This window comes from Geosporobacter ferrireducens (genome assembly GCF_001750685.1).
Taxonomy (GTDB): Bacteria; Bacillota; Clostridia; order Peptostreptococcales; family Thermotaleaceae; genus Geosporobacter; species Geosporobacter ferrireducens.
The window spans coordinates 845,486-859,152 of sequence record NZ_CP017269.1; the positions used below are offsets into that span (position 1 = coordinate 845,486).

15 protein-coding genes and 1 other annotated feature are annotated in these 13,667 nt (G+C 37.7%); of the genes, 1 reads left to right on the forward strand and 14 read right to left on the reverse strand.

The genetic code is table 11. The features are described from left to right. Window positions 1-115 precede the first annotated feature (115 nt). The 10 genes from Gferi_RS04340 to Gferi_RS04385 form a co-directional block, all read right to left on the reverse strand. A complete protein-coding gene (locus Gferi_RS04340; protein WP_069974415.1) occupies window positions 116-2,779 on the reverse strand; it encodes a valine--tRNA ligase in 2,664 nt (887 codons plus the stop codon). Next, window positions 2,761-3,003 (reverse strand): hypothetical protein, encoded by a 243-nt coding sequence (locus tag Gferi_RS04345; protein ID WP_069974416.1) that lies wholly within the window; start codon window positions 3,001-3,003, stop codon window positions 2,761-2,763. The genes Gferi_RS04340 and Gferi_RS04345 overlap by 19 nt, the downstream gene beginning before the upstream one ends. A gap of 49 nt (window positions 3,004-3,052) precedes the next feature. Beyond that, window positions 3,053-3,276: a binding site (T-box leader), on the reverse strand. A 49-nt stretch (window positions 3,277-3,325) separates the two neighbouring features. Continuing rightward, on the reverse strand, window positions 3,326-3,856 hold the full coding sequence (pgsA, locus tag Gferi_RS04350; RefSeq protein WP_069974417.1) for a CDP-diacylglycerol--glycerol-3-phosphate 3-phosphatidyltransferase: 531 nt from the start codon (window positions 3,854-3,856) through the stop codon (window positions 3,326-3,328). A 174-nt stretch (window positions 3,857-4,030) separates the two neighbouring features. Next, a complete protein-coding gene (locus Gferi_RS04355; protein WP_069974418.1) occupies window positions 4,031-4,753 on the reverse strand; it encodes a PRC-barrel domain-containing protein in 723 nt (240 codons plus the stop codon). Between the two features lie 25 nt (window positions 4,754-4,778). Next, entirely contained in the window at window positions 4,779-5,549 is a 771-nt protein-coding gene (locus Gferi_RS04360) for a hypothetical protein (protein ID WP_156782319.1), read from the reverse strand. 162 nt (window positions 5,550-5,711) lie between these two features. Beyond that, a complete protein-coding gene (locus Gferi_RS04365; RefSeq protein ID WP_069974420.1) occupies window positions 5,712-6,200 on the reverse strand; it encodes a flavin reductase family protein in 489 nt (162 codons plus the stop codon). A gap of 16 nt (window positions 6,201-6,216) precedes the next feature. Next, window positions 6,217-6,561 (reverse strand): hypothetical protein, encoded by a 345-nt coding sequence (locus tag Gferi_RS04370; RefSeq protein ID WP_069974421.1) that lies wholly within the window; start codon window positions 6,559-6,561, stop codon window positions 6,217-6,219. A gap of 960 nt (window positions 6,562-7,521) precedes the next feature. Next, window positions 7,522-7,938 (reverse strand): pyridoxamine 5'-phosphate oxidase family protein, encoded by a 417-nt coding sequence (locus Gferi_RS04375; protein ID WP_069974422.1) that lies wholly within the window; start codon window positions 7,936-7,938, stop codon window positions 7,522-7,524. Between the two features lie 101 nt (window positions 7,939-8,039). Beyond that, window positions 8,040-8,945 (reverse strand): helix-turn-helix transcriptional regulator, encoded by a 906-nt coding sequence (locus tag Gferi_RS04380; RefSeq protein ID WP_069974423.1) that lies wholly within the window; start codon window positions 8,943-8,945, stop codon window positions 8,040-8,042. Window positions 8,946-9,059: 114 nt separating this feature from the next. After that, window positions 9,060-9,251 carry a hypothetical protein gene (locus Gferi_RS04385; RefSeq protein ID WP_069974424.1) on the reverse strand — a complete coding sequence of 64 codons (192 nt, stop codon included), beginning with the start codon at window positions 9,249-9,251 and terminating at the stop codon, window positions 9,060-9,062. A gap of 244 nt (window positions 9,252-9,495) precedes the next feature. Here Gferi_RS04385 and Gferi_RS04390 point away from each other — a divergent pair, with 244 nt between their 5' ends. Then, on the forward strand, window positions 9,496-10,494 hold the full coding sequence (locus Gferi_RS04390) for an ABC transporter substrate-binding protein (RefSeq protein WP_069974425.1): 999 nt from the start codon (window positions 9,496-9,498) through the stop codon (window positions 10,492-10,494). A 48-nt stretch (window positions 10,495-10,542) separates the two neighbouring features. Here Gferi_RS04390 and Gferi_RS04395 read toward each other — a convergent pair whose 3' ends face one another. The 4 genes from Gferi_RS04395 to pfkB form a co-directional block, all read right to left on the reverse strand. Beyond that, window positions 10,543-10,806: an HPr family phosphocarrier protein gene (locus Gferi_RS04395; protein ID WP_069974426.1), complete on the reverse strand. Its 264-nt coding sequence runs from the start codon at window positions 10,804-10,806 to the stop codon at window positions 10,543-10,545. Between the two features lie 74 nt (window positions 10,807-10,880). Beyond that, window positions 10,881-12,239 (reverse strand): PTS fructose transporter subunit IIC, encoded by a 1,359-nt coding sequence (locus tag Gferi_RS04400; protein ID WP_069974427.1) that lies wholly within the window; start codon window positions 12,237-12,239, stop codon window positions 10,881-10,883. A gap of 26 nt (window positions 12,240-12,265) precedes the next feature. Continuing rightward, window positions 12,266-12,712, reverse strand: coding sequence for a PTS sugar transporter subunit IIA (locus Gferi_RS04405; RefSeq protein ID WP_069974428.1), 447 nt, complete (start codon window positions 12,710-12,712; stop codon window positions 12,266-12,268). Between the two features lie 15 nt (window positions 12,713-12,727). Then, window positions 12,728-13,657, reverse strand: coding sequence for a 1-phosphofructokinase (pfkB, locus tag Gferi_RS04410; RefSeq protein WP_069974429.1), 930 nt, complete (start codon window positions 13,655-13,657; stop codon window positions 12,728-12,730). Window positions 13,658-13,667: the final 10 nt, after the last annotated feature.

A 13,667-nucleotide genomic window follows, 5' to 3' on the forward strand; every position in this document is an offset into this window, starting at 1 on the left:
GATCTTCGCTTTACAAGTAAAATGTATTTATGTAGGGGCAGACCTACTTGTCTGCCCGCTTTTCCGAGACGACATATAGAACCTTCCCTACATTTGTCCTGGTCTTTAGGTTATATTATTTCTTCTTGCTCTTCATGGCTTTCAGTCTTTCCAGTACCTTATCCATCATCTGTTGGTAAGATGCCTGCTTGCCTTTTTCTTCATCTATCAAAGAGGCAGGTGCCTTTGCCAGAAAACCTTCATTGGATAATTTTCCAGTTACGCGCTTCAGCTCACCTTCCAATTTTGCTCTTTCTTTTTCAAGTCTGTCAATTTCTTTTTCCAAATCTACCAGATCATCTAAAGGCAAGAAGATTTCAACCCCTGGTACAATCGCTGATACTGCATCCTCTGGTATATCTTTTTTGTCTTTTTGCAGTACTACTTCGGAAGCTCCAGCCAGGGTTAAAAAGTAGTTTTTGCCCATTTCCATTGACACATAGGCACTTTCTGCTGATGCAACAAGAATTACTTTAGCTTTTCTAGAAGGTATTACATTCATCTCTGCACGGATATTTCGAATACTGCGGATAGCGTCCATTACTAGATCCATAGCCTGCTCCTGTACCGTAAAATCTAATTCTGTGTCCGTTTTAGGCCATGGTGCCACCATAATGCTCTCTTCCTTCGTGGTAGGCAGATGCTGCCAAATCTCCTCTGTAATAAAAGGCATAAAAGGATGCAATAGTTTAAGTATATTTTCTAATACAAGTGTAAGGGTATAAAGTGCCGTCTTCTTTGAAGCTATATCCTCACCATATAAACGTGGTTTTACCAGCTCGATATACCAATCACAATACTCACTCCAAGTAAAATCGTATACTTTTTGTACTGCCATTCCCAGTTCAAACTTATCCAAGTTATCTGTAATTTCTTTGATAACTTTGTTCATTCTAGATAAAATCCATTGGTCTGCCAAAGTTAAATTTGCCATTGCCTGACTGCGGTCAAAATTTACATCCTCTAGGTTCATTAGTACAAATCTCGTAGCATTCCAGAGCTTGTTTGCAAAATTCCGACTGGCTTCTACCCGTTCCATATAAAAACGCATATCATTACCAGGACTGTTTCCAGTAGCAAGGGTCATCCGTAGGGCATCGGCACCATACTGATCGATAATATCCAGCGGATCTATGCCGTTTCCCAAGGATTTACTCATTTTTCTTCCTTGCGCATCCCTTACGAGGCCATGAACAAAAACATATTTAAAGGGTACCTTTTTCATTTGCTCCAATCCAGAAAAAGCCATCCGAACAACCCAGAAGAAAATAATATCATATCCTGTCACCAATACATCCGTGGGATAAAAATACTTTAATTCTTCAGTATTCTCCGGCCAACCCAAAGTTGAGAAAGGCCATAGTGCTGAACTGAACCATGTATCCAATACATCCTCATCCTGCTTAAACTGATGACTGCTGCATTTCGAACAGCTTTCAGGTGCTTTGGCGGCTACGGTGATTTCTCCACAATCCTGACAATAATAAGCAGGTATACGATGTCCCCACCACAACTGTCTTGAGATACACCAGTCCCGTATATTTTCCAGCCAATGCAGATAGGTCTTGCTAAAGCGTTCTGGTACAAATTTAATAGCACCACTTTGTACGGCTTCTATTGCAGGCTTAGCCAATTCTTCCATTTGTACAAACCATTGATCTGAAAGTCTTGGTTCTACTATCGTGCTACATCGATAGCATATTCCTACATTATGCTGGTGTTCCTTTGTAGCCATCAGATAGCCTTGGTCCTGCAGATCCTTTACTAACGCTTTTCTACATTCGTAACGGTCCATTCCTGCGTACTTTCCCGCTTGTTCATTCATGGTCGCATCATCATGCATTACCGTAATCTGCTGTAGATTATGACGCAAACCTACTTCAAAATCATTAGGGTCATGGGCTGGAGTAATTTTAACTGCTCCAGTTCCAAATTCCTGATCGACATAATCATCCGCTATCACCGGAATCTCTCTATTAACAATTGGTAAAATCAATGTTTTTCCGATAAGATGCTTGTATCGTTCGTCCTTTGGATGAACAGCTACAGCTGTATCTCCCAACATGGTTTCTGGTCTTGTAGTAGCAATCTCAATATATTCATCAGAATCCTTTACAGGGTATTTGACATGCCAAAAATGCCCTTGTTTCTCCTCGTGCTCTACTTCTGCATCGGACAAAGATGTTTTACAATCAGGGCACCAGTTAATGAGTCGATTTCCTCGATAAATATATCCCTTTTCGTGTAATTTAATAAATACTTCCGTAACTGCCTTGCTACAACCTTCATCCATGGTAAACCGCTCTCTTTCCCAGTCACAGGAATTACCGAGCTTTTGCATTTGCTCTACGATTTTTCCACCATATTCATCCTTCCAAGCCCAGGCTCTTTGTAAAAAGCCTTCTCTTCCGACATCTTGCTTGCTTAGGCCTTCTTCTTTTTGGATTTTCTCAACTACCTTTACTTCCGTAGCTATACTGGCATGATCTGTTCCGGGAAGCCAAAGAGCCTCATATCCCTGCATTCGCTTCCATCGAATTAATATGTCCTGCAGCGTATGGTCTAACGCATGTCCCATATGCAGCTGCCCTGTAATATTAGGTGGCGGCAATACAATCGTATAGGGTGTTTTCTCTGGATTTACTACTGCATGAAAATAACCCTTCGCCATCCAATTTTCATATACCTTTTTTTCAAATTCTTGAGGGCTATAGGTTTTTTCTAAATTCTTCGCTGACATAACAGCACTCCTTTCTGTCTGCTAAATATTCTTATAAATTCTAATGTTCTTGGGAATTCTCCGGATAGAATCAGCCAAAAAGCCAGCAATGTCATAATCATTCCAATCGTCTTAATGATGACAACCGTATGCTGATCGTTTTTGCCTATTATCCTTACAATCCATCTACTTCCATATACAAAGAAGCCTCCGAAAAACAGAAACACAATTCCTACAAAGAACACTATACCACCTCGAGCTTTCTGGTAAAATAAAAAACCCCTTCATTCCCAAGTTAAGGACGAAAGAGTTATTTCGCGGTACCACCTTAATTCCGGCATATACTGCCGGCACTTAATAATTTTTATCGGAATCACCCGACTGAATCTACCTTCATACCTTCTCAATTCAGTTGCTCAGAAGCTACCTTCGACAATCCTTACCAAGAAATCTTTCAGCCACGGATTTCTCTCTCTAAAGGCAGACAATCGACTACTTCTCTTCTTCAACGCTTTATAAATTTTCATTTTTTCATCATTATATCCCATATTATGCAAAAGTCAAGACTTACCCAACAAAATTTTTGTTTTGGAGCTTTTTAAAGCCGATTATATATTTAACCAGTGCCATTAGTGTTACTACGACTGCTGCTATAACCCAAATGATATGATAGGGCATTTGAAATACAACAGCAAATATAGCCCCATAAAAAAGTACTGTAGCCATCTTTCCAAAGTTATTGGAGGGGATAACCAGCTTGTTGCCATAATGGTATAACACCAGCGAGCCAAGAATCAACAAGGTTTCTTTGGCTCCGATAATTAGGATCACCCATAAGGGAATATATTGACGGTGAGTTAAACAGGCTAGTACAGTCATCTGCATCAACTTGTCAGCCAATGGATCCATGGCTTGCCCCCACTTGGTAATCCTATTATATTTTCTCGCAATATATCCATCTAATATATCCGTAATTCCTGCCAATAGAAAGACATAAAAAGCTAAGACAATGCTATTAGCCGCTCCAGAATAAAAAACATAGATAAATACCGGGATAAGTAGGAAACGGAGGATCGTTAAAATATTTGGTATATTCATGAAGCACTCCTTATGATTCAGAATTATTTGTTATATTCTTCTAATCAAATTATAACTTATCTTTCGTTATTTTTCCTCAATAATCCTTCAAATTATCCTTTACTCTAAAAAATCTTTTTAAAAGCTCAATAATAAAAAAGAACTATCTTATACTACTAAGATAGTTCTCTCCAATTACTTCACATGTAATGTCAATTCTAAAAACTTGCCGGCATTCTCCATCTTGTGGATCAATTCTTCAGTAATCATTTCCCCTTCATAGGCCAGCATCGTTTCTCCGTCCATAATTGTCTTGGACACTTCTCTTCCAATCAGATACTCACGTTGTTTTTTCTGAAAAGCTTCTGTAGTAGCTGACACTTCAACTTCTACAATGTCCTTTATTTCTACCTTTCCCCCATCCAGTAATGCTGCAAGTGATTCCTTTAGTTGATCCTGGAGCTCGTGTTCTACAATTGTAACTTCTTTCCCATAGGTAATAATAGATCTAGAATCAAAGAACTTGAGCTGTCCATCATTTTCTATTTCACAACCAATAATTTTTCCACATTCATCATCAATAAAAATTTCTCGGATCAAACCAAGATTTTTTCCTTTTTTGGTAAATACTTTACTCTTAACCACACCCACATTTTTATTCAACAAATCTACAACTTTTGGCTCCTGTTGTGCATCTATCAATAATTCAGCAGTTTCAATCATCAAAGCTTCATCTCCGATTCCCATGATCTTGCTCATTGGAACAACTTTGATCTGAAACATAGATTTATCATCTACTACAAAATACTCTACCGTTCCGTTTTCTGGATTGACTACTACGTTTTTTATTCGCCCTACCTCTTGCCCTTCAAATACGCTGATAATGGGAAGATTAATAATTTCCTTTAAGCTTTTCATGCTTTCCCCTCCTGTTATGTTTGAATCAAGTATTTAACAGTGCCGCAGCCTGCCGCAAAAGACTTAGATCAATTGCACTTGTATTATCTTTTATAAAATAATACAAGATGTCTTGCGCTTGCTGTTTTTGATCCATATCCTTGTATATAGCAGCAATATGAATGCAGCTTAAAAACCTCGTATTAACCTCTTTTGATGTTTGTAGAATATGCATGAAGCTTTCCAAGGCTTCTACATTTCTTCCTTGTGTCTTATATTCGAAGGCTTTATCAATATAATAAGGTAAATCCCTCTGGATTTCTACTATCCCAGAAGGTTCTTCTTCTGGTAAATCAGGAGAGGTTTCCAGTGAAATCTCAGGATCAAAGTATTCTCCGAGCAATTCCTTTTCTTCACCTTCTTCAGAATCCTCTATGAACGCCTGGTCCTCCTGTTGAAATGACTCTATCCCTGTGACAACTTCTGTCATGGCGATAGCCTCTGCATTTGGTTCTATTGCAATTGCATCTAAGGATTCCTGACGATCAAGCAATGTATTTCCCAATATAAGCATACTACTACCAACCAAAATGCCTGCATACTTTTGACCATTTAAAAAGAACAGGAAAACACAAAGGATGATAAAATATAAAATAATAGCATTCTTTAGGTTATAGTAAGTAGCCACGAATGGAAAAGTAAATCCTGTTGTTGTACCAAAAAATGTACTGTTGATAAATAATTTTCTGCTAATTCCAACCTTACAAAAAACTGCATTATACAACAAATAGAACAAGACATTCACGGTAATTATCAATAACACGACCCCAATATAATCCCTCCTATCTCAATAAATTTGAACAGATATTGTCCTAGAGTTCTTTCTACACCTTTCGACTAAATCCTCTTATTTTCCTTTTTTTGGGGCTATAGAACTAGTTTTTATTCTCAATAAAAAAACAGGCATCCTTTCTGCCTGTTAAAATTGCAAACTGCTGATCTTATCCGTCAGTACCAGTGGCTTTACAACATCTTCATTATGATATGCAGCTAAAACTTCGCCAATAAAGAGTGTATGGTCTCCTGCTGTATATAGGTCTTGAACCTTACATTCCAGATTAACAACAGCGTTCTGAATAAGGGGAGCCTTTACATAAAAGGGTTTTTCTGTCATAATTTTCGCTTCCTGAAACTTGTCTACATCGTACCCAGTCTTGCTTCCACAGTATAATGCCAATTGCTCCTGTTTTTCAGCAAGAATAGCTAGCGTAAATTCACCAGACTGTTTTATTAAATCGTGGATATACCGCTCCGGTGCAATACTAACCATCACAAGAGGCGGTATATTTGAAACCTTTGAAATCCAAGCTACCGTCGTTACATCTTTTTTCTCATTAAACTGAGCTGTTACCAAACCTATAGGATTTGGAATCTTTCTCAAACCAACTTTAATACTATCGTTTTCCATCTTTTCAGTCCCCCGATCATTTCACGATTCTAAGCGAATACCTTCTTTCCAGATAATTAACCAGTTCTTTTGTCATATCCATACATTCGCTACTCAATACGTCCCATTCCCTTTTATAATTGGCATAGATAAATCTCCTGATGCTGGAGGTTGGAAGATAGGGATTTCCTCCGTGTTCTATGACTTCTTTATAAATGCATAGTCTTGATACTCTCCCTAAACCACTCTGAAGATTTAGAGGATCAATTCCTATATCGATTTTCTCCTTGTGTACTAATGCATACCAATTGTAATTTTCAATTTTTCCCTTTATATAGCCATACTTATGTTTTCCTTCATCAATGCTGATATTATAATTCATATTAAACCCCTGCCTTTTAACTCATTTTACAATCACTAAATGGAATCCTGTTTTGATATAAGATATATTCATAGTATTAACATTTAATAATATTTTTTTTCACGATCGCATAGATTGATAGTAATCTTTTATTGTGGAGGCAGGTAAAGGTGCGGAGACAAAATCATTCCTTCCTATACTTTTTTTTTGTTTTTATAGGCATTACCAGTAGTTTACTGGGTAAGGTTTCATTCATGTATCCGCAAATCGTATGGTACTCTTATACACAGGCCGATAGTTTGTTCGTTCATTCCCTGCAACTCATCGCAAATCATAGATATATGGGAATTGTTCTCGCCACAGTTGGTTTTATACTTTTATGTTATTTGTCTGTTTATACGGCAATTGAGCTTATCAGCCATTGGAAAGAGCTTCAAATTCCTCTACGCCTATTCTTATTGGCATGGACCCTTCTGTTGGGGTTCTCAGGAATCTTAAATTCAACTTTACTACTGCAGATTTCAATATATCTCCTCTTATTCTCTGTATTGGTTTTATTCCTTTCTCTGGTATGCAGCTATTTTTGGTACTTAGAATAGGTACCCTCTCTCAGTATTTTCTGTGTCTTTCCATATATTCCCGTACACATCTTAGGTATATTTTAGCATAATATTGCCTATATCATGATTTTTAAATGTAAAATTTTCCATATTACTCTTCTTTCGTATTCTTCTGTGAGTCATGAAAAATGTAGACTTTCTATTTTAAATAAAAAATAAAAAGCTAGAGATTCATCTTTCATTTAAATAAAATCTAGCTCTTTCAGAAAATACAGCGGGCAGACATCCAGGTCTGCCCGCTTTCCGGAACGACACAGGAGGTCGTTCCCTACATTTATATTCCTTTTTAGAAGTGTAAATCTATACAAGTATTTGATTAAAATCCAACTAAGATTTCCCGATCTTTATACTCCAGACTAACCTATGATTCCGAGGAAAATTTCTCAAAAACATTATCAATCCACAACACTGCATCCTTTGTAACAAATTTTAATATACAATACTCAGGATCTGTTACGCCACCAGGAAAATGAGCTATAAACCAATCTGTCCATAGGGCTTTTTTTACATCCATGTCATCAACAATTTCCATATCTCCAATTAAAGTAATCCCATTGTTTCCAGCACTATAACAAACACTGGCTTTATTGTTTTCTTTATAGTGCTTTACCTTTGCAGAAGTTGTTCCTGTTGCAAACCAAATCGTTTCTAATCCTTCTGCTTTAATATTTGACATGGTAACAGCCCTTGGCCACCCTCCTTCATCAATTGAGCTTAATACAGTTGTTTCTGCATTTGAGACAATATCCATTGCTTTTTTTCTGATATTGTTTTTCATAAATTCATCCTCCTCTTCCCGTGAATTAGAACAAGTCTCTCACAAGCTGTGCTTTATTTTTATCAGAATAACATAATGAACATGCCAACAGTATGTCATGTTCATTTATACATATTCAAAATATTTTTTGAATTCTTTTTCAGATCCTCAATTATTGAATCTGGGGATAGAATATGTACTTTGTCACCAAGACTAAGTATAAACTCCATTGCATACTGGTAATTCGTGTAAATTAATTTGAATTTGATGCGGTTATCTTCTGTAATTTCATAGGACCCTACTCCATATTGATCGACAATTTTATATTCATAAGAACGATCAACGAGCATTGTTATTATTTTTTCACTATTAAAATAGTTATCGAGATTCAGTCTTTCTTCAGGAATATCCCGCGGTCTAAATGTCCTATCGGTTATTTTAAGATCACTGATCCTATTAAGCTTAAAAAGGCGAAAATCATTTCTTAATTTGCAGTATCCAAAAACATACCATGCAGACCATTTAAAAGTGATAAAGTAGGGCTCAATGTGCCTTTGTGAGAAGCCTTTGCTGGAAAAATAATCAAAATAAACCTCTAGATTCCTGTTAATTGCCTCCCGTAATAGGTTTATCTTTTGAGACAGATTGGTTTTATAAAAAGAAGTCAAATCAATATAAATATTATTGCTAACTGATATAATATCCTCTTGTTTTGGGGACAGCTTTTCCAAAAGAAGTTCAATATTGGTATTGTTTGATATGCTTTCAATACTTTTTAGACCGATTATAATATTGTCAAGCTCATCATTCGTTAATATGCTTTTATCCAGTTTATAACCCTCGGCAATACCAATTCCTCCTCCACCGCCTTGATAGGTAACTACCGGTATACCGGCTAAACAAATATTTTCAATATCCCGATAAATCGTGCGAATAGATACCTCAAATTTTTCAGCTAAATCCTTTGCTGTTATTCTCTTATTGTTTAAAAGTATGGTTATTATTCCAAGAAGCCTGTCTATTTTCATACAATACACCCCCCTTAACAAAGGGATTTCATACTTTTCTGGAATGTTTTCAAACAATTCTAACCAAGTTTTTCCGGCTTCACTCAGAAAAACCCACGTTTCCCTTTCCCATATTTAAAAGTCTACCATAAACTTACTGTTTTTGTAACACTTACTGTCAATTAAAGTCTGATAATTATCTAAAAATTCCTTTTTCTGTACGACCATCTGTTCATACTGATTTTCTGCTATTTTACCTTCGAGCAATAGTTGATCGCAAAATCTGATAAAATCCATCAGCAATTCCCTTAAGAGATGTTCTTCCATTTCATGATCCCTCCATTTTCATCAATCTTCTTCATTCTATTCCTGATCCTTATAAAATATTACAATTATTGCACAAAAATTTATCCGGTTTTCAGGATTACCCTATAATTGTTCCTATGCTTGTCCCTACAGTATTTTACTCTTATATATTTATACCATTCTGATAAAACTTGTAACCATTAATTTTCTCACTGAATATATTGAAATTATATGAAGAATAATAATCCATTTTGGAGGGATTCTTGTGAGAAAACTAAAAGCTATTACTTTTATCCTGATCTTTACATTGCTTGTATCTATGGTTTTTACAGGCTGTAGTTCAAACAAAGAATTAATCAAGATAAAACTGTCGGAAGTAACCCATTCTGTCTTTTATGCACCCCAGTACGTAGCGATTTCAGAGGGGTTTTTTGCAGAGGAAGGCCTTGAAGTAGAGCTCATCAATGGTCAAGGTGCTGATAAAGTTATGGCTGCACTGCTATCCGATCAAGTAGATATAGGATTTATGGGACCGGAAGCATCAATCTATGTCTACAATCAGGGCGCCGCAGACTACGCAGTTAACTTTGCGCAATTAACGCAACGGGATGGATCTTTCTTCCTTGCCAGAGAACCCATGCCTAACTTTACATTTGATGCTGTTCGAGGCAAAAGCATTATCGGCGGACGCAAAGGCGGCGTGCCCAATATGACGCTTCAATATGTCTTACGGAAACACGGCATTGATCCGGAAAAAGACACAGAAGTACGTACAGATGTTCAATTCGCAGTTATGGCTGGCGCCTTTACCGGTGGCGAAGGGGATTATGTTGCACTTTTCGAACCGGCAGCCTCCCTTGTTGAAAAAGAAGGCAGAGGTTATATCGTAGCATCCATCGGGGCTGAAGGAGGATATATTCCTTATACCGTATATTCAGCAAAGAAGAGCTATATCGAGAAAAATCCAGAAATCATTCAAAAGTTTACGAATGCAATTTATAAGGGCATGAAATGGACCGCATCCCATACCCCGGAAGAAATTGCAAAGTCTATCGCACCGCATTTTCCTGAATCGGATTTGGATATCCTAACCAGAGTTGCAGAGCGGTATAAGCAGCAGGATACCTGGAAACCTGACCTAGTTCTGACAGAGGATGGATTAAATCACCTTATGGACATCATGGAGCAGGCTGGTGAACTAGATAAAAGAGCCTCTTATGATGCTATTGTAACCACCGAATTTGCAGAAAAAGCAATGAAATAGGCCAAAGAAAATCCACCTAATATTGGGTGGATTTTCTTTTAACAGATATTACTCTCCAAAATTTGTTTCAAATAGAGAAACGATCGCCTCTAATGCTTCTTTTTCGTCTAACCCGTCAGCTCTTACCTCTATTTTTTCACCTTTTACGGCTCCCATTGCCATAATCCCCATAATACTTTTTGCATTTACCTCTTTATTTCCGGTTATAAGTACTACATCACTTTTAAATTGGGCAGCTGTTTTTATCAGCAAAGTAGCCGGTCTCGCATGCAATCCTGCTTCATTCTTTATTTCAACTTCTTTCAGAACCATTAATCGCTCTCCTTTCTCTTGACCCAATAACATAATAGAAAGAATTCTATTATGCCAATAATTTAAAATTCTTTTTAATCTACTTTTTTCTTCAACACGCCTAATAGTAATGCAGTAATAATTGTTCCTGCTGCAATCGCTACTATATATCCGCCTAGGTTCCCGACTGCATTTGGTATCGGTAATACAAATATTCCACCGTGAGGTGCTCTTAAAGTAGCCTTAAATAGCATAGAAAGGGCACCAGCTACTGCTGAACCTGTGATAATAGAGGGCACTACCCGAATTGGATCTGCTGCTGCAAATGGAATTGCACCTTCAGTAATAAATGAAATCCCCAGTACCCATGCTGCTTTTCCCGCTTCTCTTTCGGCAGCGCTAAATTTATTCTTAAATAGAAGGGTTGCCAAAGCCAGACCAAGGGGTGGTGTCATACCGGCTGCCATAACTGCTGCCTGAGGCTCAAAAATATTAGACCCAAGTAAACCAACTGCAAAGGTATATGCTGCTTTGTTCACGGGGCCACCCATATCAAAGGCCATCATAGCACCTAAGATAGCTCCCAGCAGTAGTGCATTTGTTCCACTTAAGTTTTGCAGCCAGCCTATTAATGCATCGGATACACCCTTTACAGGCACTCCAATCACGTAAATCATCATAATACCTACAAATAAAGACGATAAGAAGGGTAATAACAAAATCGGCTTTAAACCTTCAAGAGATTTTGGTAAACGAATGACTTTCTTAAGAAAATCAGCAGTATAACCTGCAATAAAACCAGCAACAATACCACCTAAAAATCCAGCACCAACTTGTGCTGCAAGGGTACCACCGATTAAGCCAGGTGCTAAACCAGGTCTATCCGCAATAGAAAAAGAAATATATCCTGCCAGGATCGGGACCATTAATGCAAATGCAGCTGAGCCGCCAATTTGCATAAGTGCCGCAGCCAAAGTTCCCTCTTCTTTGAAAGCTTCAATACCAAATACGAAGGAAAGTGCAATGATTAGACCTCCGGCTACAACCAAAGGGAGCATAAAAGAAACACCTGACATCAAATGCTTATAGAAGCCTGTTCTTTCCCCGCTTCTTTCTTGCTTAATCGATTCCACTTGCTGTACTAAATCTTTTTTCTCAAGCGCCATAGCTCTTTCAATAATGCTTCCTGCATCTTTAATTGCTTGGGCTACTTCAACTTCCAGAATCGCTTTTCCTGCAAATCTTTCTTTAGAAACGTTTGCCCCAGCTGCGATAATTACTGCATGCGCCTCTCTAATTTCTTCAGCCGTCAGTTCATTTTCCACCCCTACAGAACCCTGAGTTTCTACTTTCAAGGTAATGCCTTTTTTCTTAGCTGCATTTTCTAATGCTTCTGCTGCCATGTAGGTATGGGCAATTCCTGTTGGGCATGATGTAATTGCTACTAATTTCATTTTCAAATCCCCCTTTTCATTATTATTTACTCCTGAAATGCACTTATTACTTCAGCTTCTTTTTTCGAAGCCATCAGCTTTTTTCTAACTTCTTCGTGCATTAGTCTTCTTGACAATTGACTCAATACTTTAAGATGCTCGTTGTTGGAATCCTCAGGTACAGCAATCAGAAAGAAAATATAGCTAGGCTCTCCATCTAAAGATTGATAATCAATTCCTTCTACAGATTTACCAAATACGATAGATGGTTTAGAAACTACATTGGATTTCCCATGGGGTATAGCAATTCCCATCCCTATACCTGTAGAAGACATTTTTTCTCTCTCCATCACGGTATTGACAAAGCTATCTTTACTGCTGACTATCTCTTTTTTTACCAATGCCTCTACTAATTCTCCTACTACTTCTTCTTTGTTTCTTGCCTTTAATTCTAAGATCATTAAATCTTTTTCCAGCATATCCGTAATCTGCATCTGCTTTCACCCTTCCTATCTTATCTCTAAGATTTTAACTCTTTTTTTATATTGCTCTATGACTGAGTATTGGCTGAATACAGTTCCCTGTTCTACGTGAACTGTAGCCGTAGCCACTGCTAAGCTTAAAATCTCCACTGGGGCGTATCCCTTATCGATACCATACGCAAAGGCCCCTACCATCGAATCCCCTGCACCAACAGTATTTTTTACAGCCACCTTTATTTTCTCTGTCTTCCATGCACCGTCTTTTGTAATCATTAAAGCACCCTCTGCCCCCATAGAAATAACTACAATCCCAATACCCTGCTCTAAAAAAAATTGGCAACACTTAATAATATCTTGCTCATTCTTTAATTTAACACCGAAGGTATTTTCCAATTCATGAATGTTCGGTTTTACCATATAGGGCGCTGCCTTAGCACCATCAAGCAGCGCCTGACCGTCTGCATCCAGGATTGTCTTGCAGCCCTTTTCCTTAGCGATCTGAATAAGCTTTTGATATATGTCAGAAGATATATTTGGGAGCAAGCTGCCGGAAAAGACCATTACATTGCTTGCTTCTGCCCAAAGCCTTACTTTGTCATAGAGTCTTTCTACCCAGATTTCTTCTACTTCTTTCCCTTGATCATTGATGTCTGTAATTTGTTTTTTTGCTGTATCGATAATCTTAATATTCGTTCTTGTTTCCTGATTTATTAGGACAAAATCTGTTTCAATCTCCAAAGCGCTTAAGCTTTCATCAATCCATTTTCCTGAATCTCCTCCAACAAAACCCAAGGCAATCGTAGATCCTCCAAGTGCTTTTACAACCTTTGATACGTTAATCCCCTTGCCTCCCGGTTCCATATGGCTCTTTAAGACCCTATTTACACTACCAGGCGTGAAACTGTCAATTTCAATAGTCTTGTCTATTGCTGCATTGAGTGTAATTGTTGCTATCATTATATCCTCC